The sequence below is a fragment of the Nocardia sp. bgisy134 genome (genome assembly GCF_965341865.1).
GTDB lineage: Bacteria > Actinomycetota > Actinomycetes > Mycobacteriales > Mycobacteriaceae > Nocardia.
In genome coordinates this window covers 724,930-748,616 of record NZ_CBDQZP010000001.1, presented here as the reverse complement: position 1 = coordinate 748,616, position 23,687 = coordinate 724,930, and the positions used below count along the sequence as shown (strand labels likewise).

The window sequence follows — 23,687 nt, the reverse complement described above, 5'->3', positions numbered from 1 at the left end:
CGACGTTGTGGGTGTCGCCTTCTTCCTCTGACGCGAGCGCCGTCGAATCGGTTCCATCGAGATCTGCCGAGACGATCTTGTTCGGCCATTGCGCGCCCACGGACCGTCGGCCCAGCTCCTCGCCCTTCTCCCCCGATTCGTGGACGCACGGCTACCGATGGTGGGAAGCTCGATATGACCGCGGTGTCGAGGCGAGGAAGCGTGACACATGGTGGACAAATCGAGTGGACCTGCCGGGGGCAACGGCAGAGCAGTGACGGTGGATCGGCCGGAACGCATTCGGAACGTGGTCCTGGTCGGTCACAGCGGAGCGGGGAAGACGACCCTGGTCGAGGCGATGGCGCTGACGACGGGCGCGGTGAATCGCGCGGGGCGGGTGGAGGACGGCACCTCGCTGTCGGACTACGACGAGATCGAACATCGGCAGCACCGGTCGGTGCAGGTGTCGGTGGTGCCGCTGGCGTGGCAGGAGATGAAGGTCAACCTGGTCGACACGCCGGGATACGCGGACTTCGTCGGCGAGCTGCGGGCGGGGTTGCGCGCGGCGGACGCGGCGCTGTTCGTCATCTCGGCGGCCGAGGGCGCAGAGGGGGTGAGCGGGGCGACTCGTGCGCTGTGGGAGGAGTGCGCGGCCGTCGGCATGCCGCGCGCGATCGTCATCACGCACCTGGACACCGCGCGCGCGGACTTCGAGGAGATGGTGCAGACGTGCCGGGAAGTGCTCGGTGGCGGGGCGTCGGAGAACATCCTGCCGCTGCATCTGCCGGTGTACGGGCCGCGTGGCGTCGATGGGCACCGCCCGGTCACGGGGCTGATCGAGTTGCTGCCACACTGCGTGGTCGACTACGCCTCTGGTGAAGGAGTTCGCGGCGAGCCGTCGGCGGAGCAGGCCGCGGAGCTGGACGAGGCGCGGAATCGGCTCATCGAGGGCATCATCGCCGAGAGCGAGGACGAGTCGCTCATGGAGCGCTATCTCGGCGGCGAGGACATAGAACTGGACACGTTGGTCGGCGATCTGGAGCGCGCGGTGGCGCGCGGCAGTTTCCACCCGGTGCTGTTCGGCGCACCCGCGCCGGAGGAAGCGCGGCAGGGGCTGGGCACGATGGAGTTGCTCGACTTGATCACGGGCGGTTTCCCCGCCCCGACCGAACACGTCGTCTCGGCGGCGCCCGCGACCAACGGCGCCGCGCCGACCCCGCTGGCCTGCGACCCGAACGGCGCGCTGGCCGCGGAGGTCATCCGCACCGCCTCGGACCCGTACGTGGGCCGAGTGTCGCTGGTGCGCGTCTTCTCCGGCACCCTGCACGCCGACGACACCGTGCACGTCTGCGGGCACGGCTTGGCCGACCGCGGGCACCCTGACCACGACGTGGACGAGCGCGTCGGTTCGGTGACGGCGCCGTTCGGCAAGCAGCAGCGCCCGCTGGGCGAGGCCATCGCGGGCGACATCGCGTACGTCACCAAGCTCGGCCACGCCGAGACCGGCGACACACTGTCGGGCACAGGAAAGCCGTTGGTGATCGAGCCATGGCCGATGCCGGATCCCTTGCTGCCCATCGCGATTCGCGCGCACAGCAAGTCCGACGAGGACAAGCTCTCACAGGGTCTGGCCCGGCTTGCGGCGGAGGATCCCGCCCTGCGCGTGGAAAACAACAGCCAGACACACCAGTTGGTGCTGTGGTGCCTCGGCGAGGCGCACCGCGATGTCGCGCTGGAGCGGCTGCGCACCCGGTTCGGGGTGCAGGTGGACACCGTCGATCACAAGGTCGCGCTGCGAGAGACGTTCGCGGGCACGGCGAAAGCGCGCGGTAGGCACGTGAAGCAGTCGGGTGGGCACGGGCAGTACGCGGTGTGCGAGATCGAGGTGGAACCGCTGCCGGGCGGTTCGGGGCTCGAGTTCGTGGACAAGGTCGTCGGCGGTGTGGTGCCGCGCCAGTTCATTCCTTCGGTGGAGAAGGGCGTGCGCGCGCAGGCGGCGCGCGGAGTCGCCGCGGGGTATCCGCTGGTGGATGTGCGGGTCACGCTGTTCGACGGGAAGGCGCATTCGGTCGACTCGTCCGATGCCGCGTTCCAGACCGCGGGCGCCCTGGCGCTGCGCGAGGCGGCGGCCACGGCGGGCATCGATCTGCTGGAGCCGTTCGCCGAGGTCTGGGTCGTGGTTTCCGACGACTACCTCGGGCCGGTGCTGAGCGATCTGTCGAGTCGTCGCGGACGGGTGCTGGGCACGGAACCGCACGGGACCGGGCGCACGCGGATCCGCGCCGAGGTGCCCGAGTTGGAACTCAGCCGCTACGCGATCGACCTGCGTTCGCTCTCGCACGGGACCGGGGATTTCAGCAGGACCTACGCGCGTCACGAGCCGATGCCGTCGCAGCTCGCCGGTGCGCTCCGGGAAAACGGCAAGGGCTGATCAACCCTTCGAAACTGTCCACCGTCCCGGCGCAAATGATGAGCTCGGCGGCCACTATTCTGAAACACATGGCAGCAGGCAAGGGCGGTAACCCGTCGAAGGAAGCGAAGGCCGAAGCGAAGGCGGCGCGCAAGCAGGCGTCGAAGGAGCGGCGCCAGCAGCTCTGGCAGGCGTTCCAGATGCAGCGCAAGGAAGACAAGCTCCTGCTGCCCCTGATGATCGGCGCGGTGCTCGGCATCACCGTGCTGTTCCTGGTGATCGGGCTGATCTTCGATCTGCAGTGGTTCCTGCTTCCGATCGGCATCCTGCTCGGCGTGCTGGTGGCGTTCATCCTCTTCGGGCGTCGCGTGCAGAAGAACGTCTACGCGAAGGCCGAGGGTCAGGCGGGCGCGGCCGCGTGGGTGCTGGACAACCTGCAGGGCAAGTGGCGGGTCAGCAACGGCGTCGCGGCGACCACCCAGCTGGACGCGGTGCACCGGGTGATCGGCCTGCCCGGCGTGGTCTTCGTCGGTGAGGGTTCGCCGCAGCGGCTCAAGGGGCTGCTCGCCCAGGAGAAGAAGCGGACCGCGCGGCTCATCGGCGACACCCCGATCTACGACGTCATCGTCGGCAACGAGGAGGGTCAGGTCCCGCTGAAGGAACTCCAGCGCTACCTGACCAAGCTGCCGCGCAACATCGACACCAAGCGCATCGACAACATCGAGGGCAGGCTCGCCGCCCTGAGCTCGCGCAGCGGTCCCGCGCTGCCGAAGGGCCCGATGCCCGCGGGCGCCAAGATGCGCGGCGTGCAGCGCACGATCCGCAGGCGCTGAGTACGGCTTTCACGAGGCCCGCGTCCCACATTCCGGGACGCGGGCCTTCGTCTTTTCCGGGACAGGCCTGGTCAGGCGATCGGCCGCCGAAAAGTCGAAAAAACCTCTCCGAGGCGGGAACAGTCGGCCCGTATCTAACTGTTCAAATTGATTTGAGTGGTTAAAGCCCGTTCGACACCGACCCAAGGAGAGAGTCATGACCGTCGTGCACCACCGGACCGCCCAGATCCAGGACCTCACCGTCTTCTATCGCGAGGCGGGCGACCCCGCGAACCCCACTCTCGTCCTGCTCCACGGATTCCCCACCAGCTCGGCGATGTTCCGCAATCTCCTGCGCGACCTCGGCGACGACTACCACCTGATCGCCCCCGACCACATCGGCTTCGGCCGGTCCTCCATGCCGCGAGTCGACGAATTCGACTACAGCTTCGACAAACTCACCGAGATCACCGCCGAACTCCTGGACACCCTCGGCGTCGACCGATTCGCCCTCTACATCCAGGACTACGGCGCGCCGATCGGACTGCGCATCGCGAGCCGCCACCCGGAGCGGGTCACCGCGATCGTCACGCAGAGCGGCAACGCCTACCTCGAGGGCTTCACGCCGTTCTGGGAGATTCTCTTCGCGCACGCGAAGGACCGCGCCGCCAACGAAGCCGAGGTCCGCAAGCTGCTCGAACTCGAGGCCACCGAATGGCAGTACCTGCACGGCGTCCCCGAGGACCGTCGCGACCGCGTCAGCCCCGACACCTGGACCCTGGACCAGGCCTACCTCGACCGTCCCGGCAACAAGGAGATCCAGCTCCAGCTCTTCTGGGACTACCAGTTCAACCTGGACTCCTACCCCGACTTCCAGAAGTACTTCGCCGACCACCGGCCGCCGGTGCTGATCACCTGGGGCGAGCACGACGAGATCTTCGGAGCCGACGGCGCCCGCGCCTACCTCCGCGACCTGCCGGACGCGGAACTGCACCTCCTCGACGCCGGGCACTTCGCCCTGGAAACCCACGGCGACGAGATCGCCGCACTGATTCGCGACTTCCTGGGGCGCACGGTCCGGTAGCGGGCCCCTCTCACGCGGCTACAGCACATCGAGCGGAGAGAAATGGCGCCGCGTCGAACCACCATTTCTCTCCGCTCGATCGCCCCAACCCGCGGGCAGGGTTCGAATGGCGGTCCTACCGCGACTTGACCAGCGCGGTGCCCGTCGCCCGGTCGTGCATGCCGCGGCCGTCGCCGTCGGTGAACAGCGCGGGCACCACGAATATCAGCAGTACCTGGCGCGCCAATGCCCGGACGAAGCCGACCGGGGCCGCCGCGTCGACCCGGATGACCCGCAACCGGAGGAAGTACTGCCCCGGCGTGAAGCCGAACAGCGAGACCGCGGCGACGCCGATGACGAACCAGATGAGCAGCGGAAGGTTCGCGTTCACACCGCGCACGATCAGCGCCGAGATGCCGACCGCGATCATCCAGTCCACGAACAGCGCCGCGATCCGGCGGCCCATCCCGGCCAGCGAGCCCGCTCCGTCGCGGGGCAGCCCGAGGAGTTCGCCAGGAAACTCGGACGTAGCCGAGTCCCCGGGGTCCGCAGAAGGTCCGGAAAGCCAGGATCCGGTGATACGCGCCATGGCCTCCAGAATAGGCGGCTGTCTCGCCTCCACTCGGCCCGGCGCGGGTTCGACGGCGGACCACGCCCGACAGCGCCTGATCAGCGGCTACCCTGGTGCGCCCAGCACCGCAAAGGGGGAGCTCAACGTCACGGGGCGCGCGGCGGATGGGAGGATTACCATGCTTGGCGAGACAGGGTGGCCATCGCCACCCGACCAGCCGCACGTGTAACACTGGCGAAACACAGCCTTGACTGTAGGGAAACACCGCATCCATAGCGTCTGGTCGCGACGAACCCATGCAATCGACACTGGCTGGGAACCGATCCGTAAGGAGAACAAGTGACGTTCAGCACGGCCGATGAGGTCATCCAGTACATCAAGGAAGAGGACATCGAGTACGTCGATATCCGCTTCAGCGATCTTCCCGGTGTGCAGCAGCACTTCTCGATCCCGGCCAAGGCCTTCACGGCTGACCTCGCCGAAGAGGGTCTAGCGTTCGACGGTTCGTCCGTCCGCGGCTTCCAGTCGATCGACGAGTCGGACATGCTCCTGCTCCCCGACTACAGCACCGCGCGTATCGACCCCTTCCGCGCTGCCAAGACGCTGAACCTGAACTTCTTCGTCCACGACCCGTTCACCCGCGAGGCCTACTCGCGTGACCCGCGCAACATCGCGCGCAAGGCGGAGGAGTACCTGCGGTCGACCGGCATCGCCGACACCGCCTACTTCGGCCCCGAGGCCGAGTTCTACGTCTTCGACTCGATCCGTTACGAGTCGAACATGAACGGCGCGTTCTACGAGATCGAGTCGATCTCCGGCTCCTGGAACACCGGCGCGGAGTTCAACCCGGACGGCACCCTGAACCGCGGCTACAAGGTCCGCAACAAGGGTGGTTACTTCCCGGTCGCGCCGTACGACCACTACGTCGACCTGCGCGACAAGATCTCGACCAACCTGCAGAACGCGGGCTTCGAGCTCGAGCGCGGCCACCACGAGGTCGGCACCGCGGGCCAGGCGGAGATCAACTACCGCTTCAACACCCTGCTGCACGCTGCCGACGACCTGCAGCTGTTCAAGTACATCGTGAAGAACACCGCGTGGCAGGAAGGCAAGACCGTCACCTTCATGCCGAAGCCGCTCTTCGGTGACAACGGCTCGGGCATGCACGTGCACCAGTCGCTGTGGAAGGACGGCAAGCCGCTGTTCCACGACGAGGCCGGCTACGGCGGTCTGTCGGACATCGCGCGCCACTACATCGGCGGCATCCTGCACCACGCGCCGTCGCTGCTGGCGTTCACCAACCCGACCGTGAACTCCTACCACCGTCTGGTTCCGGGCTACGAGGCCCCGATCAACCTGGTGTACTCGCAGCGCAACCGCTCCGCCGCGGTCCGCATCCCGGTCACCGGCAACAACCCGAAGGCCAAGCGCATCGAGTTCCGCGCGCCGGACTCCTCGGGTAACCCGTACCTGGCCTTCGCCGCCATGCTGATGGCCGGCCTGGACGGCATCAAGAAGAAGATCGAGCCGCTGGCCCCGGTCGACAAGGACCTCTACGAGCTCCCGCCGGAGGAGGCCAAGAACATCCCGCAGGCCCCCACCAGCCTGGCGTCGGTCATCGACCGCCTCGAGCAGGACCACGACTACCTCACCGAAGGCAACGTCTTCACCCCGGACCTGATCGAGACCTGGATCGACATCAAGCGCACCCAGGAGATCGCCCCGGTGAACCTGCGTCCGCACCCGTACGAGTTCGAGCTCTACTTCGACGTGTAAGCCTGACCTGCGCGAATGCGGCTGAAAACCGCATTCGGTACGCAGTCGGTACGCACTAGGCGGACAACGAGTCCACCCGTTCGGTGATCACAGAAGCGATCACCAGGCGGGTGGACTCGTCCGTATCCGGCCAAAGGTGGCCGTATACGTCCAGCGTGGTCTTGGCGGTCGCGTGACGCATCCTCGCCTGGACGACCTTGATGTTCGCTCCGTTCGCGATCAGAAGTGACGCGAGGTAGTGGCGCAGATCCTGAAACGTGAACTCCTCCGGCAGACCGGGAATGCTCGGCCGCACCGCCCGGAGCGCCCGCTCGATCTGCCACGGCGGGACCGGCTTCCCGAAATCGTCAGTCACAACGCGCTCGCCAGAACGAGCCGTCACCGCCTCCTCGAGCATGAGCGCGAACTCCTCGGGGATCGGGATGGGCGCCTCCGAGCCGTCTGTCTTCAACGGTCGCGCTGGCCATTGCTGCTTCGGGTGCACAACGCACTGGACAAAGTCGACATCCTCGGCCACGCGAAGCCCGCTGACTTCAGAAACACGAAGTCCGGCGAAGGCACCAAGAAGAATTGCAATGCGTATGTGCTCCGGCATCGCGTCATACAGTGCCCAAAGTTGTTGAGTAGTAGCACAATAGACCTTCTGCTTACCCATCGGGGGCGACGTGCGCTTGGAGCATGGATTCCGGGCGAGAATCCCGTCCAGAACGGCGTCCTCCAAGATCTGGGACAACCGACCGTGCAGGGCGTAGATGTAACTTGCCTCGTGGCCACGGTCTTTCAACTTCGCGGTCCACGTCTTTACTGCCGACGGACGTACAGCTGACATCCGGATATGACCGAACTCGGCCCTGATCTGTGCGATATGGACCCGCGCTTGCCGAACGGTGCCGTCGCGATTCACCGCATAGCCTTTGAGCCATTCGTCGCACCACTCCCCCACTGTCATCGCGGCATCCCGCGGCGCGACGTGGGTCCCTTGGACGAGCGATGCCACCTGGTTGTCGAGCCAGCGTTGTGCGTCTGTCTTACGAGCGAAGCGTTTGGTGTATTCGTTGCCTGCGTCGTCGACATAGCGTGCACGCCAGCGCTTGCCCTTACCGTGGAGCTTCGACGGTACGCGCCGGACCGTGCCGCCCTCGTCCCGAATCTCCTTCGTCCAGAGGTCTTCGACTCCGGCCCGACGGTTCCGTCGAATGGCCATTGTTAGGCAGCACCGCCGGTCTGGGTGTTCGCTTCCTGTTCTGCGATCCACGCCTCGACGACGCTGAGGCGCCACACTCGGCGGCGTCCCAGTTTGAAGCTGGCGGGCCCGGCGCCGATGTGCGCCCAGTAACGCCATGTAGCAGCGGGAATTCCAGTAAGCACCTCGCAGTCGATCGCTTGGAGGTAACGCTCAGGTGCGGGTCGGCTGTTGTTTGTCATCGGGGTCGTCTTCCTCTCCTTGTGGTTATGCGGCGGCATCGGCGTCGTGGCCGAGGCTTCGGCGACGACGGTGATCAGGGCGCGATCAGCGGGCGGGGTCGTAGCGACCATCGTTATTCCTTGGCTATCTCGTAGTTGGTCAGTGGCTGCCGGTGATAAGGCGCAGTCCGGCGTCGGCGCTGGAGTCGGCGTCGTTGGCACGGTGGCGGGCGATGATCTTGGCGACGGTGGCGTGGTGCAGGCCGACAGCGGCGCCGATTTCGCGGGTCGAGTGCCCAGCATCGGCGAGGGCGAGGATGTGGGTGTCGCGGTCGACCGGTGTCGAGGTGTCGCCCGCTGTCGCCGTGTCGGAGGGGCCTGTCGCCTGGGTGTCGCCTGGTGTCGCTGGGCTGTCACTTCCCGTCGCCTGGGTGTCGCCTGGCGTTGCCGAGCTATCGGCGTTCGTCTCCGGAACGGTGTCGACTTGTTCGACCCGGGTGGTCGATGCGGGTTCGGTGTGGCGTGGGACTTCGAGCAGGGCGGTGAGGCCGTGGGTGGCGGCGAGTCCGGCGACGGGGGCGGCGCCGGCGACGCAGGCGGCGATGGTGGCGGGCAGGATGCGTTCGCCGGATTCGGCTGCGTGCAGGCCGTTTCCGATGATGGAGACCAGTTCGGCGAACAGCAGTTGCGTCCAGAAGAACCCGGTGGTCGTGGTGGGGACGGTGACGCCGGTCTTGCGGCGGCGTTGCAGCGAGACCAAGGCGACGGTGGATTGGATGATCGCGCCGTCGACGAACACGGGGCCGATCCAGGCGAGTTTCGGGGTGATTCCGGCCATGTCCGATAGATCGGACAGCGCTGCGAACGACCAGGCGAACGCTCCGGCGCCGATGACGATCGTCATCAGCAGCGCGGTGATTTCGGCGGGGTCGAACCGGCGAGGCAACACCGCCGTCGCCCCGCTGTCGCGGGGTGTCGCCGGTCGAGCGGGATGTGTCGCACGGTTGTCGCCTGCTGTCGTCGTGGGCGACGCGGGTGTCGCGGGCATCGGGTGGTCCTCTCCAATCGGGCCGGTCGAAACGGGTGCCCCTGGGGCCGGGGACCGCGTTGGCTGGCGGTGTCCCCGGCCGTTTCGGGTGGGTGACGGTGCTACTGGCCGCGGTTGGTGTGGTGTGCGGGGGTGTAGCTGGCGGTGAACATTCGGGCCTTCGGGTAGTCCGGGTCGGGTCCGGTGAAGGTGACCGACAGGGTCGCGCCGGTCTCGAACTCGGCGTCCCCGGCGGCTTCGAGGGCTTGGCCGATGGCCTGTTCCATACGCCAGGACACGAACAGCAGCCGCGGCCCGGCCGGGGTGTGGACGGTGATGACCAGTTGAGTAATGGGCTGGCCGTTCTCGTCGAGTTCGACCTCGTCGGGGGCGCCGCCGAATTTGAGCTTGGGTTCTTCAGCGATGGCGGTGATGTAGCCGGTGACGGTGGTGCCGGGCTGGGTGTTCTTGCCGAACGCGGCCGGGGGTCGGGCGGCGCGACGGAACCGGTTGGTGAGCGTGTTGGTCATGGGGGTGTCTCCTTCGTGTTGTGGTTCAACGGGTTCGGGTTCGGTCGGGGCGGCGAAAGGACCGCTCCTGCGGCGGGTGTGGGGTGATCTGGCGGTAGTGGCGATCGAGAAACGGGACGGGGTCGAGGTCGGACAGGTCGTATCCGGCGTCGAAGTGATCGGCCAGGTCCTTGCCGCCGCGGGCCTGGAGCACCCGGACCTCGCCGACGCGACCGGCCAGCGAGGCGGCGACCTTGTCGGCGTGCCGGTAGCCGGGCTGATCGCGATCGGCGACCACGACCACCCGCGCCGCGCCGCGCAACCATTTGGCGTGCTCGGGGCTCCACTTCCCGGCGCCCATGGCGTTGCAGGTGGCGATCAGTCCGGCCTGCCGCGCGCGTTGGGCGTCCTTCTCGCCCTCGACGACGAAGATTTCGCGGCCGGTGTCGAGGGCCTCGCGGATGTCCGCGAGCTTCCACGGGAGCGGGGCGAATCCGCCCTTCTCCCACTCGGTTCCGGTCCATCGGGCCTGCCAGAAGGACTTGGCGTGCCCGTTCTCGCGCGGGGTGTGCACGCGGTGCACCGCCCCCTCGACGCGCCCGTTCGGCCACCGGTAGATGTAGGAGTCGACGACCTCCGGGCGGCCGGTGTGAGCGCCGAGGTCCCGTTTCGCGGGGATCGGGAAACGGGCACCGAGGATCGCTCGCTCGACCGGCGACGCGACCTGCCCGGCCGGGCGGGCGGGGCGCCCGCCAGCGGTGGGCTGGCGGGCTGATCCCTGAGTGCGTTCGGGTAGTCGGTCGAACATGTCCCGCACTCGCAGACCGATCCGGGACAGCACCTGCTCGTCGTCGCAGCGTGTGCCGGAGAAGCAGCGGACGATGGTCTTGGCCTGGCGCGGGTCGTAGCGGACACCCAGGCTCGGGGTGTGGTGTCGGCCGTCGCCCTCGTGGACCGGGCACAGGTACCGCTGCCAGGACTCCGGGGCTCCGTTGCCTTTGCCGGGACCGTATCCGCCGCGTTCCAACGCGGTGATGATCGTCTCCCAGCTCCGGCCGGCCTGGTGGTGCGAGTGCGGATCCATGATCAGCGCTCCCGCGTTACCTGCGACCGGGCGGGCCGGTCGTTGCCAGTCAGCTGCCGGGCCTGCTGCTGGCTGCGGTGTTCGACATCGGTCATCCCCGCTCCGCCGTTGTGGTCGACGTCGGCGAGCAGCCGGTGCATCACCTTCGGCGAGCCCCGCCAATCCTCATGCGCGTCGGACAGGTAGTCCCAGTGCTCGACATGCGGGCCCGAGCGCCACCGCTGCTCAATCGTGATGCGCTGCTGGTCGATTCGGTCGATGTCGGTGTCGGTGACCCCGTCGGCGAACATCGCCCGAGACAGGCGGTCGTGCTCGGCGTAGTCGACGCGCATGGCTTCTTCGTGTTCGCGCTGCATGTCAGCGGCTCCTGTCGATGCCGTTGCGGCCGTGCCCGTTGCGCTGGGCGCCGGTGGGGCGTTCGGGTGCGGGCCATGCCTGGGTGTCGCCGAGCCGTTCGTGGGCGACCTTTTCGGCGCTGCCGTAGCGGTCCTTGGCCGGGGTGCGGGCGTGCAGCTTGGCCACGGCTTCGTCGCGTTCGCGCTTGTAGCGGTCACGCTCCTCGGCGACCTGGGCGGCGTCGGGCCGGTCCCGCAGTTCGCCGATCTCGTTGGCCAGGCGGATGTTTCGGTTCTTCAGCTCCTCGATGCGGCCCTCGGCGCTGGCCAGGGACTTGCGGATCTGGTCACGGTCGGCGGTGACCGCGTCCATCCCGCGCTGCAACATCCCCACACGCGAGGTGAGGCGGTCACGGTCCTCGGAGATCTCCCGCAAGCGGCGTTCGATCTCGGCCAACCGCTGCTGCCCGACCGCGGCCGCGGTTCCCGCGTCCTGCTCGGTGCGTCTGGTCGTCGGCTGGTCCGGCGGGCGCTCGATGCCGCCGCGCTGCGGCATCTCGTGCTCGCGGTCGGCGACCGTCTCACCGGTCCGCTCCGCGGGGTACTCGCGGTGCACCCGCCCGGTCAGCGTCCGCTCACGCAACATGTTCAGCGTCCGCTCACGCAACACGCTCTTCCGTACCGCGAGCTGGTCGGCGACGGCCTCGGGAGGGCCCCAGTCGCTGTATTGCACTGCACCGCTGTGGCCGTCGATGGTCTGGACGTGGAGGGCGGTGCCGTCGTTCCACGCCGCGCGGCTGATGTTGGCCTTCATCCAGTCGGTAGCGGTGTGCTCGGTCGCGAACTCGCGGGATTCGATGAGCGCCCCACCGTCCGGGTTGCTCCACGTCATTTCGGCGCGGTACCGGTGGCGAGGCGTTTGGGCGGCGTTGATGCGAGCCAGCAACGCCTCCTCGGCGTTGGCGCGGCGCGCGTCGTCCAATCCCTCCTGCCGCCACTGCGTCCGCTCGGCGGCGGCACGCTCGTTGACAACGACCGTCTCGCGGGCCACCTGGGCCCGGTAGCGCAGGGCCTCGACCCCGCGGACCTTGTGGGCGTTCGAGAACAGTCGTCCGCCACCGGTTTCGAAGTGCGGGAAGGTGGTCGCGGCATCGACACCGTCGAGGGCGATGCCCTGCTCGATCGGGGTCAACCTGGTGTTGGTGACGATCCGGGCTCGCAATTCGTCGCCGTGACGTGCCAGCGCTTGGGCGTCGCGGTAGCGGCGGTCGTGATCGACGGTCGGGTCGGCAGCGCGGTCGGTGACCGCCAGGGAGTGGGCGCGGTAGCGGTCGATCATCTGCTCGGTCCACGACAACTGGTGATCACGGTCGACCTGCTCGGTGTGGCGCTGCTCGCGCAGCGTGCGGCTGATTTCCTTCCGGAGCTTGCGCCGTTCCAGCCAGGTTCCGGCCTGGGCGTGCAGGCGCAGCAGCTGGGCCATGGCGTGGCCGAATTTGCGGGCCTCGGCGGCGAGTTCGTCTTCGACGCTACGGTCGGTCATGATGGTGAATTCCTTTCCAGGAGTGGGTTATCGGGAACGGTGCGGACGCTGGCGGCGGTCGGCTTCATTGAGCAGCTGCTCACGCCGCTCGGCGGCCGCGTCGGTGAGGCTGAGTCGGCTGGAGTAGCGGCGAGAGCGCGAGAGCGTGCCCGCGGTCTCGGCGAGGCGCGCGTCAGCACCGACCAGCGCGATCAGTACCTGCTCGGTCGCCTGCTCCGGGGTGATCAGTTCGCCGAGCGAATCGACCCGCATCGCCTCGGGCGCCTGGGACAGCTCGGTGTAACGCTGCTGCATCGCCCGCAGGTCGCGGCGCACCTCTTCGATGCGCTCCTCGAACTCCCACAGCTGCTCGTCCAGATCGCTGGGGATCGGCAGGATCCTCCTGTTCTGGTCAGCCATCGGAGTCACTCCTGTCCGTGCTGGTTCGGCCATATTCGTTGTCGTGCATCAGGTTTCAGTTCCTTTCTCAGCGGGCGGTGCGGGTGGTTTCGGTGCGCTGGCGGGCGGTGTCGATCCGGTCGACGACCGCGCGGGCGGTGCGGACGGTGCCGCCGATGACGGCGGCGATCGTGCGGGCGAGCAGCGAGATCGTGGTGACGGCGACCTGGGCGATTGGGGGCCGGTAGGCGGCGTTCCAGGCCAGGAACGCGACCCACCCGGCGGCGTAGACGGCGATCGGGGCGATCACTGCACCCGGCTGCCCGTTGGCCAGCACGGCGGCGGCGAGGACCACAATCAGGGAGCCGGGCAGCGCGGTGGGCATCCAGCGCGGGACCCGTCGGCGGGGCGGGGCGGTGACGGTGGGGCGCAGGACGGTCGGCAGGTGCTCGTCCTCGACGGGCACTGTCGGGTCGGGGTTCTTGACCAGCCGCAACCGCGGTGCCGGACGCTGCGGCTGCGGCTCCACCGCGGCAGTCGATCCGGTGTCGGGGTGGTACGGGTTGGCCGCGGCGTGTTCGGCGAGGAAGTCCTCGGCCTCGTCGAGGAGTTGTTCGACGGCCTGCTCGACCTGGTCCTTCTCGTTGCGGCTATCGTCGGGGTCGTTGTCGAAGTTGCGGGCGATACGCATCAGGGGGTCTCCGTTTCGTGAGAGTGGTTCAGGCGGCGGCGGTTTCGCCGGTGGCGCTCGGCGCGTCGGTCGAGGTGGTGCGGGTCGGGTGGGTGCCGGGCAGCGGGCGCAGCTGGGTGCGGTCGACGGGCACGACGCGCCCGTAGTAGGCGTGTCCGGCCTTGGCGTAGACGACTTCGCCGGTGGCGAGCTGGCGGACGCGGTCGGGGTCGACCAGCCATTCCTCGCCGTAGCTGATCTGGCCTTCGTCGCCGTGGCGCTGGCCCTTGATCAGATGCCGGGACGGCAGCGCCCTGCGTATGGACCCGAAGTGCTTGCACAGATCTCCTGCGTTCTCGCAGTAGCCGAGGATCACCCCGCCCGCGCACGCCTTCAACAGCCGGTTCAGCGACCACTGATCCCGCGCCAGCCCTTCCGGGGATTGGGCTGCGAAGGTGACCGAAACCCCTTGGGAGCGGCCACGTTCGGCGACCTGCTCCAACCCGAGTGAGCCTTGCGCGGTCGCGACGGCGGAGGCTTCGTCGATGTAGAGCGATACCGACCGGCGGTCGGCGGCGGCGGTGCGGCCCGCGCGCTGCATGACCATGCGGATGATCGCTGCGACTTGGGCTCGCCCGGCGTCGGGGTCCATGCCGGGCACGGTCACGAACAGCACGTCCAGCTCGTCGAGGTCGCGGCCGCCGTCGAATACCATCTGCCCGTTGTGGTCCTTGAGCTGGTCGAACAGGTTCGACATCTTGATCAGCGCGTCGTCGAGCTGGGGCACCTTCTCCGCCTGCAAGGCCGCGACCTGCCGGATCACATCGGGTGCCCCGCCCCAGGCGTCGATCAGGGTCTGCTCGGTCAGCCGGGCCAGGAACTCCGTCGAGCTGCGCGGCGGCCCGGCCGGGGCGTCGACCACCAGGGAGACGATGCGTTTGCGCATTTCGTCGAAGTGCTGCCCCTCCGACGTGCTCGCTTCCCCTGCCACCATCAGATCGCTCAGGACCGCGCGCAGGTCGCGGGCGGGCATGTCCCACACGTCGAGCCGGTCCCCGCCGGGCACGACCATGCCGATCCGGTTCCGGTCGAAGCCCAGCGCGAGCGCGTCATCGCGGATCGTCTCGCCGAAGGCCAGGTCGTCTTTGCCGCCCTTGCAGGAGATCATCACCAGCTGCGGGCGCGGGTGCCTGGCGCGCATACCGGGCACGTCGCGCCAGCGGTGCCAGGCCCGCCACTCGGTGGTCAGCACCGCCAGCGCGTCACGCTCCAACATGGTGGTCTTGCCCGCGCCGGTCGTGGCGATCATTGCGCGGTGGCGGCGAACATCGGAGTGCGGAACGGTCAGCCACTGCATGTGCCGCGCGGTCAGCGACCGCCACATGCCCAGCGGCGCCGCGGAGACCTGCTCGGCGAGCACCCCGAGAACGATGGAATCGCCCTCGGTGTAGGGGGCGCCGGCCTTCGCGGTGCGCGCCGCCGCACGGGTACGGCGCTCGGCCATCGCCGCGCGGACCTGTTCGGTGCGGGCGAGGGACTTCTGACCTACCGAGGCGTTCTTGATCAGGAAGTTCGCCCACCACCATGTCGCCAGCAGCATCCCGGCGGGCAGCGTCACCGCGAGCATCGGTGCCAGCCCCGACCAATCGCCCTCGGCGAGGGTTTCCGCGCCGGACCACAACAGGGCCAGCGGGGTGGTCCAGGACCCGCCCGCGGCCACCGAGCACGCGGGCAGCGCCAGAGCGGCGGTCGCGAAGTTGCGCAACCGGCCCGGGTCCAGCGGCCACGCGGCGGCGACCGCTACGGTCATGATCAGGATCGCGATGATCGCGACCGCGATCACCGCCGACGTCCCCGCAACGTCGACCAGCCCTGATGCGTCCGGCAGATTCCATTCGGTGACCGGCGGCGGGGCAGGCAGCTCCGGCAAGCCCGGCGGCGGCTCCGGTGAGATCGTTATCGCGGGCGGCGCGGGTTCCGGTGTGGCGGTGGGCCCGCAGTCGGTTGGGGTGAGGATAGGAGTGCAGCTCATGATGCTTCCCTGGTGACGTGCAGCCCGTGACGGGCCCGCGCGGTGACCGACTCGGCGGCCCGCTTCTTCTGCTGCTCGGCCAGGAACTCGACCCATCGGTCGTCGAAGTCCTGAACCACCAAATCCATTGCCAGCGAGAGGAACTCGACGGGCAGACGGTTCGCTGCGGCGTTGACGCCATCGATCACCTGCGCCGATCGGCACAGGTACAACACGCCGACACACGGCTCCGGCTCGGCATCGCGCGCCGCGCGGATCGCGCCCCGCAACGCGACATCCATCGCCTCGCGGGTCTTGCGGGTGAGTTCGACCTCCACCGCCCACCACTCACGCCCAGCGCGTGTCTGTCGCAGGAACCGGCCGTCGTGCACGTGCGGGCGGTCCGACCGCGGGGCCCGGCCGGTGCTGACCACACCATCGCGGCCCATCTGTTCGGCCTCGTGCCGCAAACGACGCTCGGAGACCCAGCGGGCCGGATCGGAGCCGACGAGCATGATCCGCGCCTGCGCGACCGCCCGGTAGTGGTTGGCGTACATCAGCGGCGGCGTCCAGTCCTTCGGCCGCCACCCCAGATACCGCGCTGCGGTATCCCGCGTCGGCACAACCCATTTCGCGCCCGGCTGCACCTGCTGCAACGGCCGCACCAACTTCACTCGCTCCAGTTCGGCGACCAGCATGTAGGTGTGGTTGCGACCCATGCCGAGGAAGTGGGCGAGCACGTCGATCTGCATGGCGTGCATCTCCACCAGCGCCACCGCTGCGGCCGTCTTCCGCTCGGTCAGCTGCGCCCTTTTCGGCTCACGCAGCATGTCCTGCACGGTGGTGCGGGGCAGGCCGATGACTCGGCCGATCTCGGCGTGGCTGTGCCCGCTGGCGCGCAGCGCGGCGGCCTCGCCGAGGACGGCTTCGACCTTGCGGGCCGAGATCTCCAGCGTGCGTGCAATCTCCCTGTAGGACATCCCTGCACAGCGCAGCCCCTCCACCACCTGCGGCCGGTGCTGCAACTCCAGCTCGGCGTAGCGGGCCTTCGTGTTGTGGTTCATCGGCTTCGCTCCCTTCCTTGCCGCTGCTCGCGGCTGCGACCGGCGCTGCGGCGGCGGGCGGCGATATCGGCGCGGGCCTGCTCGATCACCTCGCGCATATCCGTCGCGTCGATCCCGCGCCGCTCGCACGCGTCCGCCGACCGCATCCACCGCGCCAACTCCAGCGCCTCCAGCTGCGCTCGGCTCGGAACCCGCTTCGGCACAGCCGATTCCGCGTCGAACAGATGCGCTGTCAACGGGCCACGCGACCCGCTCCGCGCGCGCAGTACCTGCGCCTCGTGCTCACCGGCGGGCCGCAACCCTTCGCGGGCCAGCTGGCGGCGGGTCCGCAGATGCTGCGGCGCCAAACCCCACGGCCACGTCGGCACACCGAACTCGCGGCCCTCCGGATCGTGAAAACGGCTTCTGCTCATCGCGACCGCTCGATCCCGCGGGAACGTTCCCGCTGCTCACGGTCGGCCCGGCCAGCGGCGATCTTGGCGCGGATCTTCGCGGCCATCTCCGAGCCATGGCGGTAATCGAGCAGCAGGTCCCATACCGCCGACTTCTCGGCATACACCTCTGTGTGCTTGCACCCGGCGTACTGGGTCCTCGATGACTCGAAGTCGTTGTCGCGGAATCCCTTCGCTGCGGACGTGTCCCCAGCGGCGTACACCATGTCGAACAGCACGCCCTGGGCGGTGTCCAACCGCTGGTACTCCGCCTCCAACTCGGCGTGCTCCCGGCGGCGGTCCGGCGCGCTCATCGCGGCACCCCCGTCAACCGCTCACGCGGGATGCACGACCCCGGCCGCTCCGCCGGAACTCCGGCGTCCGCGGCGCGGCACACGTTCGGAGAAGGCGTGTAGTCCTGGTAGTCGACCCATGCGGCGGTGCACCCGGCCATACCGACCGCAAGCATCACTGCCAACACGAGCAACTGCCCACCCGGCGGAAGAGCACGCAGCGGCGCGAAAACAGCACCCGCGCCAGTGAACTCCGGGCCCGACAGCGAGTTCAGGGTGTGCCGACCGATGCTGTCCCGCTCGTGCGGGGCAACGAGGTACCCGTGCGTCGGCTGCTGGTCCTGGTTCATCGCCGCACCCCCCACCGACGCGAGGACCGCCACAGCGCGACCGCGCCGAACAGCATCAACGTGAACCCGATCAGCTCCGGCGCGGTCAGCAGGAGGTAGCCAACGGCCATAGCCGACACGGCTAAAAGGACCATTCGGAGGCTCATTACGCTGCCCCGCCCTGGTGCAGCGGCCGGACCAACGCGAGGACCTGGTCGCGGTCGACCTTGATGAGGCGCGGGCCGACCTGGAAGCCCTCCAGGAGACCACCGTCGACCCAGCGCCGCACGGTCCTGGGGTGGACCCCACCGGCGAGCTGGGCGGCGTCTCGGAGGCTGATCAGTGTCTTGCTGTTGGAGAGGTTTCGCCTGCTCATGTGTCACTCCTTTGGCGACTTGTCATTGTGTATACGCATCACTGTATACGCAGTTGTGTATACGCACAATGATTGCGTATACACAGCGCCCGTCGGACATGACAAAGGGCCCGATCAGTTACCCGATCGGGCCCTTTGGCAGGGAATCCCTGAGCTAGGAGGCGGCGCCCTCGGGGTCGAGCGCCATCCGGAAGAGGAAGGAGTCGTAGCGATCGCGCGGGTACGAGACCTTGGAGATCATCAGCACACGGTTGTCACGGTCGAGGTAGCGCTGATACACGGACTTGACCAGCTCACCAGATGGGGTGCGGAGCCACTCGGCATGACGCTCCTCCGGCAGAGCGTCAGCGATCGTTTCCTCGAGGAATGCGGCGGTCTCGACATCTGCCGCACCCAACGGCTGATAGCTGTCCGAGACTGAGATCGGGCGCCCTCCCTCACTCGCGCGCGTGATCACGTGCGTCACGTCGGCGCCAGCCTCGATGCCAAGCGCTTCGGCCAGCGCGTCCGTCGCCGCGATCGTCGCGGTATCCCGCTCGACCTCCACGGGTTCGACGGACTCGTTCTCGAACGTCGTCTCGGGGCTCTCGAACTGCCGTTCAGGCGACACCCGGGTGAGGTTCGGCCGGTCCGCGACGAACACACCGCGGCGCGCCACACTCCGGACAAGCCCCTGACCGAGCAGCAGCTCGACCGCCTTGCGGATCACGATCTGCGAAACGCCGTGGCGCTCCCCCAGCTCGGAGTAGCTACGCAGCTGCGTCCCAGGAGGGAGCTCACCGGATCGGATCTGCCGGGCGTACTCCCCCGCAATCCGTACATATGCTGGCTCTGACATATGAAACCCCTTCAATAGTTGAGAACTCGAAAAACCGCCCACTCTTTGTATACGCAACTGCGTATACAGACAACTATTCCGGGCTATTTGCCGAGTTACCCTCCTTTACCCTCGGCGCGACCAGCATTGAGCATGGTCCTGCAAGTTCCACCATGTGACGAACTGAGTGTCTTCGTCTTCGAGATTCCATTCCGTCGCGAGTTTGTCGAAAAAGCCGTCGGTGCCCGTCTTTCCGCCGCGCGCCTCGCCGATGTAGATCAGCCGATCCCCGCCAGCACGCTCATACGACTCAAGCGCTTCGAGCGCCATCGGATCGCCCCAACCGGGCGGCCAGCAGAGGAACAGCACGCAGTCGGACTCGGCACCCTCCGTGCGTGCCGCCGCGAGTTCGTCGAGATCGCCGACATGGCCCCACACGGCGCCGCCCCGGAACGAAACGTTATCCACTTGGTCGGGCGGCTCCGAATCGTACGCAAGCACCTCGATATCGAGTCGCCGTAGCTGGCCTGCCCAGTACCCGCGCCCCGCACCAACCTCGAGCAGGCTGCGGCCATTGCGGACCCTGCCTATCCACGCGAGCGTTTCAGGAGATGGGATCGCATACGCATATGCCTCCTGGAGCACCGTCTGTGCGAACGCGAGACGGGCACTCCCGCTTGGCCTCCCCCCGTTGACTTCTCGGCGCTGCCGACCTCCGGCTGGCGCGACGACGGCCGGCGCGACGATGTCCCAGTACGGGTTTTCGCTCTCGCCGCCGGTCATGTAGTGGAGCATTCGCAGATCGAACGCCCGATCGGCGTCATCGTCGCCAGTCCCCGGCAACCTCGGGGAGGTCTCGAGGTAGTCGGCGACCCTCGGATGCTCGGTGCGGAAACGTTCTTGGTCGTCGAGCAGCTCGGCTAGCTCGTCTCGACGCTCTGGCGTCAGTAGGAATCCCGTCACACGGTCGATTGTGCCGATTGCGGCCCACAGGGGTTGCTGGAACAGCGGAGGTCGGCGCTTCGCCGACTGGCGTCGGTTTGCGCCGTCAGGGGTAGGCCGCGAGTCGACGCTGACGGGCACCACTTCCTCGTTGTGGTCCCCATCGACACGCCCGCTGACCGCACTGCACCACCTTCCGGCCCCGGGCGCTCGGTCGCGTACAGGACGGACTGCGGTATCCGAATTGCCCCGCTCGATTAGTCGCGTGCCCAACCGCAGCCGCCCCACTTACCGCAACCACACACCCAAGCGCGTCGAGAACGCAACCGGCGCTCCCCCAGCGCAACCACTCTGCCAGCCCAGCCCCTCATTGTGGTTACTTCTTTGTGGTTCTCTCCCCTTCACTTCTCACTTCTTCCTCACTTCCCCCTTGTTTGGTGTTGTTCCTCCCCGCTCGGCTTCCCAACTCTCTATGAACAGCGAAGCCATAGAGAGTTGGGAAGCCGAGCGGGGAGGGGTAGCGCCAAACACCGCAGCTCATCTAGGGTTTCGTGCGAATGCCGCCGGGACTGCGCCGGGAGTTGGCGAGTCCCGGCACAGTCCCGGCGTTGTCCCGGCAGAGTCCCGCGCACACCCACGCCAGGGCCAAGAGGAGAGTCGACCAGCAGATCGAAGGCCTCGCAGCGGAGACCCGTAACATGCGAGAAGCCATCACAGAGCTGCACGAATACGTCGCCAGAGTCGAACGAGCACCGCGCATTAGTGCATCCGACGTGGACGCTGCTGTCGCTGACGCGCTGGAGACCTTCAAATCGGATCTGAACGTCAGCGCTGGAAAGGACTTCAAGGTAGCAATTTGGGGCGGCGCGATCACTGTCGTTGGAATGCTGGTGAGCCTTGCCAGCCAGCTCACGTAGGTCGAGTGAAGCGAGCTACTTTCAGCCATGAGGTCGAGGAAACACTAGTGATATAACCACTCCAGACACCATTGGATCAACGCGAACTGAAACGCGAGAACACCGAAGCCAACTGACCGGCCAAGACCAGCCCAACAACTACTGACCTGCCTCCGGAGCAGACCGTAGCGAGCACGCGCCCCTGGTCAACCGGTATTCGTCAGTCGCGACCGCTCAGAGTATGGTTTACCATTCAGTCCTTGCCGTCTATCTATAAGAACCGAGAGAACTGAGCCCTACTCCGTATCGGTAGGCAGTGACGATTTCGGGACTTCATACCGGAAGGAGATCGGAGTCAAGGCATCGTCTTCGATCTTCCATTCGTGCGTGACGGCGAGAATACCACCCGAAGCGATTGGGGAGAGACCATTGCGGTCAAGGTGGATCGAATGCAGAACCGCCAGAGCATTGTTCGGATAGTGTTCTCGGTGGTGTTCCACCTCGCCACGAGTAAGGATTACCTCGTCACCAGGCGAGGTAGTGCCCTTCACCTCGACGTAGACCGTCTCACCTTCCTTCGTAGCTAGCAGGTCGTAAGGCTTAGTTGCGCCAGTGTCGCGCACCTTGTATCCCGAATCTTCGAAGTGCTCTCGGACAACGGCGACTGCATGCTTCTCAATCACCAATTTTTCAGCAGTATTCAGACGGTAACCCTGGCCGGACTTTGGGCGATGACGAGCATTGCCGGCAGCTTCCTCGACAGCATGATCAGCATCTGCAATTTCCGGAGGCTCGTCACCCGGAAGATATGCGGTCGCCGCATCCGCTGCGTACAACTTCCCAAGCAGTTTGCCAATCTCGACGAAGTCTGCACGCAACTTCTCATCGGGCGGGATCTCTCCAACTGCGTATCGGATCGCATGAACGTTACCAAATTCGTAGCCACGTGCCAGCCGATTGCGACCCAAGTCGGTGACATCTTCGAATTCACCGAGCTCAGCCTTATCTGCGGCAAGTACCGAACGGGCCCATTCCACCCGCCGTAGCAGATCGGCAGGCCGGCGGTGCACAAAGTCTTTGATCGCGGTGCTCCATGTGGTGGTGCCCTGATTCAATGACAGATATACAGCGTCGCCCGTCGCGCTGAACAAATAGACGACATACCAGCCGACGGTTGCACTCGGACTAAGTTCCGGATCGAAGTAACGACTCCATGGAACCTCCGAGGCGCTACCCTTGCCGCCGCTGCCCTCTGCGCTCCATGTCGGAAAAACCGCCGCGACCCACGGTTCGAGCAGCTGTGGAATCTCCCGCTCAACGATCGCGGTTCGCCGTTGCATGGAGAGATCAGCGAGCGCAGCGGTGCGGTGGGCTTGGAGCTTTAGCACCTCATCGAGACCATCCCCCAACATGTTTCGAGACTGTACACCCCTGCCACCGACAGCCGTGGGGAAGGCCCCCTCGGGTCGAGTGCCCCGTAACGAGTTGCCGCCGAGGCGAAGCCGTCCAGGGCGAACGAGCTGAAGACCCGTGTTCCCGCCGCCTCGACCGATCGCCAGTCTCGCATGCGCCGGCTCAGAGTAGGGACCGCCGTTCATGACGTAGGGGGCCGATCAGGCTGCTGGTGCGCGCAAAGAAACCGCTACAGCTGACCGGAGATCAGAGTTATTGTCGTTGCGACAGAGCGCAACATAATAGGAAGGTGGGGCTGTGACCGAACTGGACCTCGACGGCGACGACGTACAGAGCGATGCCGTGGACGAACTCCCTGACGAGCTCGTCGACGAGTCCGAGGGTGATGGCAAACTTACCGCAGAGGACGTTCAGGATGTCCTGTTGTACACACTGGACTGGAGCGTTCAAAGTCTTTTAGATCGAATCGGACGCACTTTCGACATCAACCCCGCTTTCCAGAGACGTGATGCCTGGAACGCGGAGCGGAAGAGTCGGTACATCGAATCATTGATGCTTGGCCTCCCAGTTCCTCAAGTGGTATTGGCGGAAGACAAGCACTCTAAACGATTCATCGTCTTGGATGGAAAACAGCGCCTCGTTACAATGAAACAGTTTGGGGCACCTGATGGCCAATTTCGGGCGTTCAGGCTCCGCAAACTGAATTTCCTGGAGCAGCTTAACGGCAAGAAGTTTGACCAGATCCAAAAATCGAGTGAAACCGCCGAATGGGCTGAGAGCTTCTTGAATCAACCAGTGCGCACTATCGTCGTTAGAAATTGGGGTAAAACTGAAGTCCTGTATGAAGTTTTCCGCCGACTGAACCAGGGAAGCTTGCCATTGTCGCCGCAAGAACTGCGCCAAGCTCTCTTCCCTGGCGAATTCTCAACTTGGATTAATGAGACGTCCGCTAACAGTTCGGCGATTCAACGAGCGCGGCGACTGAAGCGAGAAGATTTCCGCATGCGAGATGCCGAACTACTGCTCCGTAGCATCGCTTTCCAGGAAGCAATCGAGAGCTACGACGGAAACCTGCGCGAATTTCTTGATCGAATGTGCGAAAACGGAAACGCTAATTGGGCGAGCCGGAGAGAAGAGTATCAGAAGCATGCCGCGGCTACCGAAAAGTCGATTGAACGAACTGAGATGATTTTCGGCGCAGGAAACACCTTCCTCCGCTACATCGACGGCGAACATCCTGAATATGTTCGTCGGTTTAATGTCGCAGTGTTCGACCTGATGTGCATGGTCCTTTCGTCGCCCGAGGTAACCGATAGCATCGTAGAAGATCATCGCGACACCTTTAAGCACCGGTTCGAAGAACTCTGCCTCCGGGACACCGAATTCTCCGATGCACTGAAGTCGACGACGAAGACCCCTCGGGCTACTGCGCGACGGATCATTTCTTTTGGCCGCGCCGTGGAAGAGGAAACAGGGCTCAGTCTAAGTGTAGTAAGGAGGGCCGAGACCCTTATCGCCCATGCTCCGAAGCATTAATGCGGGATCGGTGAAATA

26 protein-coding genes are annotated in these 23,687 nt (G+C 66.3%); 6 read left to right on the top strand and 20 right to left on the bottom strand.

What is annotated here, in order from left to right; genetic code table 11:
- Positions 1-208: 208 nt before the first annotated feature.
- From ACRWNM_RS03345 to ACRWNM_RS03335, 3 genes are all read left to right on the top strand, one after another.
- Positions 209-2,410: an elongation factor G-like protein EF-G2 gene (locus ACRWNM_RS03345; protein WP_431963303.1), complete on the top strand. Its 2,202-nt coding sequence runs from the start codon at positions 209-211 to the stop codon at positions 2,408-2,410.
- Between the two features lie 68 nt (positions 2,411-2,478).
- Positions 2,479-3,222: a DUF4191 domain-containing protein gene (locus ACRWNM_RS03340; RefSeq protein WP_431963301.1), complete on the top strand. Its 744-nt coding sequence runs from the start codon at positions 2,479-2,481 to the stop codon at positions 3,220-3,222.
- Between the two features lie 196 nt (positions 3,223-3,418).
- On the top strand, positions 3,419-4,285 hold the full coding sequence (locus ACRWNM_RS03335; protein WP_431963299.1) for an alpha/beta fold hydrolase: 867 nt from the start codon (positions 3,419-3,421) through the stop codon (positions 4,283-4,285).
- Between the two features lie 115 nt (positions 4,286-4,400).
- On the opposite strand, the gene ACRWNM_RS03330 is transcribed toward ACRWNM_RS03335, so the two are convergent.
- Positions 4,401-4,853, bottom strand: a complete 453-nt coding sequence (locus ACRWNM_RS03330; RefSeq protein WP_431963297.1) for an RDD family protein — start codon at positions 4,851-4,853, stop codon at positions 4,401-4,403.
- Positions 4,854-5,174: 321 nt separating this feature from the next.
- Between ACRWNM_RS03330 and glnA the strand changes: the two genes are divergently transcribed.
- Positions 5,175-6,611: a type I glutamate--ammonia ligase gene (gene glnA / locus ACRWNM_RS03325; protein ID WP_431963295.1), complete on the top strand. Its 1,437-nt coding sequence runs from the start codon at positions 5,175-5,177 to the stop codon at positions 6,609-6,611.
- A gap of 55 nt (positions 6,612-6,666) precedes the next feature.
- Here glnA and ACRWNM_RS03320 read toward each other — a convergent pair whose 3' ends face one another.
- The 18 genes from ACRWNM_RS03320 to ACRWNM_RS03235 form a co-directional block, all read right to left on the bottom strand.
- Positions 6,667-7,815: a tyrosine-type recombinase/integrase gene (locus ACRWNM_RS03320; RefSeq protein ID WP_431963293.1), complete on the bottom strand. Its 1,149-nt coding sequence runs from the start codon at positions 7,813-7,815 to the stop codon at positions 6,667-6,669.
- Between the two features lie 2 nt (positions 7,816-7,817).
- A complete protein-coding gene (locus tag ACRWNM_RS03315) occupies positions 7,818-8,147 on the bottom strand; it encodes a helix-turn-helix transcriptional regulator (RefSeq protein WP_431963291.1) in 330 nt (109 codons plus the stop codon).
- A gap of 28 nt (positions 8,148-8,175) precedes the next feature.
- Positions 8,176-9,063, bottom strand: coding sequence for a DUF2637 domain-containing protein (locus ACRWNM_RS03310; RefSeq protein WP_431963289.1), 888 nt, complete (start codon positions 9,061-9,063; stop codon positions 8,176-8,178).
- Between the two features lie 101 nt (positions 9,064-9,164).
- Positions 9,165-9,572, bottom strand: coding sequence for a hypothetical protein (locus ACRWNM_RS03305; RefSeq protein WP_431963287.1), 408 nt, complete (start codon positions 9,570-9,572; stop codon positions 9,165-9,167).
- Between the two features lie 25 nt (positions 9,573-9,597).
- Positions 9,598-10,635, bottom strand: coding sequence for a toprim domain-containing protein (locus ACRWNM_RS03300; RefSeq protein WP_431963285.1), 1,038 nt, complete (start codon positions 10,633-10,635; stop codon positions 9,598-9,600).
- Between the two features lie 2 nt (positions 10,636-10,637).
- On the bottom strand, positions 10,638-10,991 hold the full coding sequence (locus tag ACRWNM_RS03295; RefSeq protein ID WP_431963283.1) for a hypothetical protein: 354 nt from the start codon (positions 10,989-10,991) through the stop codon (positions 10,638-10,640).
- A gap of 1 nt (position 10,992) precedes the next feature.
- Complete coding sequence (locus tag ACRWNM_RS03290) at positions 10,993-12,513, bottom strand: hypothetical protein (RefSeq protein ID WP_431963281.1); 1,521 nt, start codon at positions 12,511-12,513, stop codon at positions 10,993-10,995.
- Between the two features lie 27 nt (positions 12,514-12,540).
- Positions 12,541-12,912, bottom strand: a complete 372-nt coding sequence (locus ACRWNM_RS03285) for a hypothetical protein (RefSeq protein WP_431963279.1) — start codon at positions 12,910-12,912, stop codon at positions 12,541-12,543.
- 67 nt (positions 12,913-12,979) lie between these two features.
- Positions 12,980-13,582 (bottom strand): hypothetical protein, encoded by a 603-nt coding sequence (locus tag ACRWNM_RS03280; RefSeq protein ID WP_431963277.1) that lies wholly within the window; start codon positions 13,580-13,582, stop codon positions 12,980-12,982.
- Between the two features lie 28 nt (positions 13,583-13,610).
- Entirely contained in the window at positions 13,611-15,593 is a 1,983-nt protein-coding gene (locus ACRWNM_RS03275) for a hypothetical protein (RefSeq protein WP_431963275.1), read from the bottom strand.
- Positions 15,590-16,636: a hypothetical protein gene (locus ACRWNM_RS03270; RefSeq protein WP_431963273.1), complete on the bottom strand. Its 1,047-nt coding sequence runs from the start codon at positions 16,634-16,636 to the stop codon at positions 15,590-15,592. Before ACRWNM_RS03270 ends, ACRWNM_RS03275 begins: the two co-directional genes overlap by 4 nt.
- On the bottom strand, positions 16,633-17,049 hold the full coding sequence (locus ACRWNM_RS03265) for an RRQRL motif-containing zinc-binding protein (protein ID WP_431963271.1): 417 nt from the start codon (positions 17,047-17,049) through the stop codon (positions 16,633-16,635). The genes ACRWNM_RS03270 and ACRWNM_RS03265 overlap by 4 nt, the downstream gene beginning before the upstream one ends.
- The gene (locus ACRWNM_RS03260; protein ID WP_431963269.1) at positions 17,046-17,381 is read right to left on the bottom strand and encodes a hypothetical protein; all 336 of its coding nucleotides are present in this window, start codon (positions 17,379-17,381) and stop codon (positions 17,046-17,048) included. Before ACRWNM_RS03260 ends, ACRWNM_RS03265 begins: the two co-directional genes overlap by 4 nt.
- Positions 17,378-17,710, bottom strand: coding sequence for a hypothetical protein (locus tag ACRWNM_RS03255; RefSeq protein WP_431963267.1), 333 nt, complete (start codon positions 17,708-17,710; stop codon positions 17,378-17,380). Before ACRWNM_RS03255 ends, ACRWNM_RS03260 begins: the two co-directional genes overlap by 4 nt.
- Entirely contained in the window at positions 17,707-17,844 is a 138-nt protein-coding gene (locus ACRWNM_RS03250; protein ID WP_431963265.1) for a hypothetical protein, read from the bottom strand. Before ACRWNM_RS03250 ends, ACRWNM_RS03255 begins: the two co-directional genes overlap by 4 nt.
- Before the next feature lie 11 nt (positions 17,845-17,855).
- The gene (locus ACRWNM_RS03245; protein ID WP_431963263.1) at positions 17,856-18,065 is read right to left on the bottom strand and encodes a helix-turn-helix domain-containing protein; all 210 of its coding nucleotides are present in this window, start codon (positions 18,063-18,065) and stop codon (positions 17,856-17,858) included.
- 154 nt (positions 18,066-18,219) lie between these two features.
- A complete protein-coding gene (locus ACRWNM_RS03240) occupies positions 18,220-18,903 on the bottom strand; it encodes a GntR family transcriptional regulator (RefSeq protein WP_431963590.1) in 684 nt (227 codons plus the stop codon).
- A 105-nt stretch (positions 18,904-19,008) separates the two neighbouring features.
- Positions 19,009-19,845, bottom strand: a complete 837-nt coding sequence (locus ACRWNM_RS03235; protein WP_431963261.1) for a hypothetical protein — start codon at positions 19,843-19,845, stop codon at positions 19,009-19,011.
- Positions 19,846-20,522: 677 nt separating this feature from the next.
- On the opposite strand from ACRWNM_RS03235, the gene ACRWNM_RS03230 reads away from it, so the two are divergent.
- Positions 20,523-20,741: a hypothetical protein gene (locus tag ACRWNM_RS03230; protein WP_431963260.1), complete on the top strand. Its 219-nt coding sequence runs from the start codon at positions 20,523-20,525 to the stop codon at positions 20,739-20,741.
- Positions 20,742-21,016: 275 nt separating this feature from the next.
- Here ACRWNM_RS03230 and ACRWNM_RS03225 read toward each other — a convergent pair whose 3' ends face one another.
- The gene (locus ACRWNM_RS03225; RefSeq protein WP_431963258.1) at positions 21,017-22,132 is read right to left on the bottom strand and encodes an MrcB family domain-containing protein; all 1,116 of its coding nucleotides are present in this window, start codon (positions 22,130-22,132) and stop codon (positions 21,017-21,019) included.
- 298 nt (positions 22,133-22,430) lie between these two features.
- Here ACRWNM_RS03225 and ACRWNM_RS03220 point away from each other — a divergent pair, with 298 nt between their 5' ends.
- Entirely contained in the window at positions 22,431-23,669 is a 1,239-nt protein-coding gene (locus ACRWNM_RS03220) for a DUF262 domain-containing protein (RefSeq protein WP_431963256.1), read from the top strand.
- Positions 23,670-23,687: the final 18 nt, after the last annotated feature.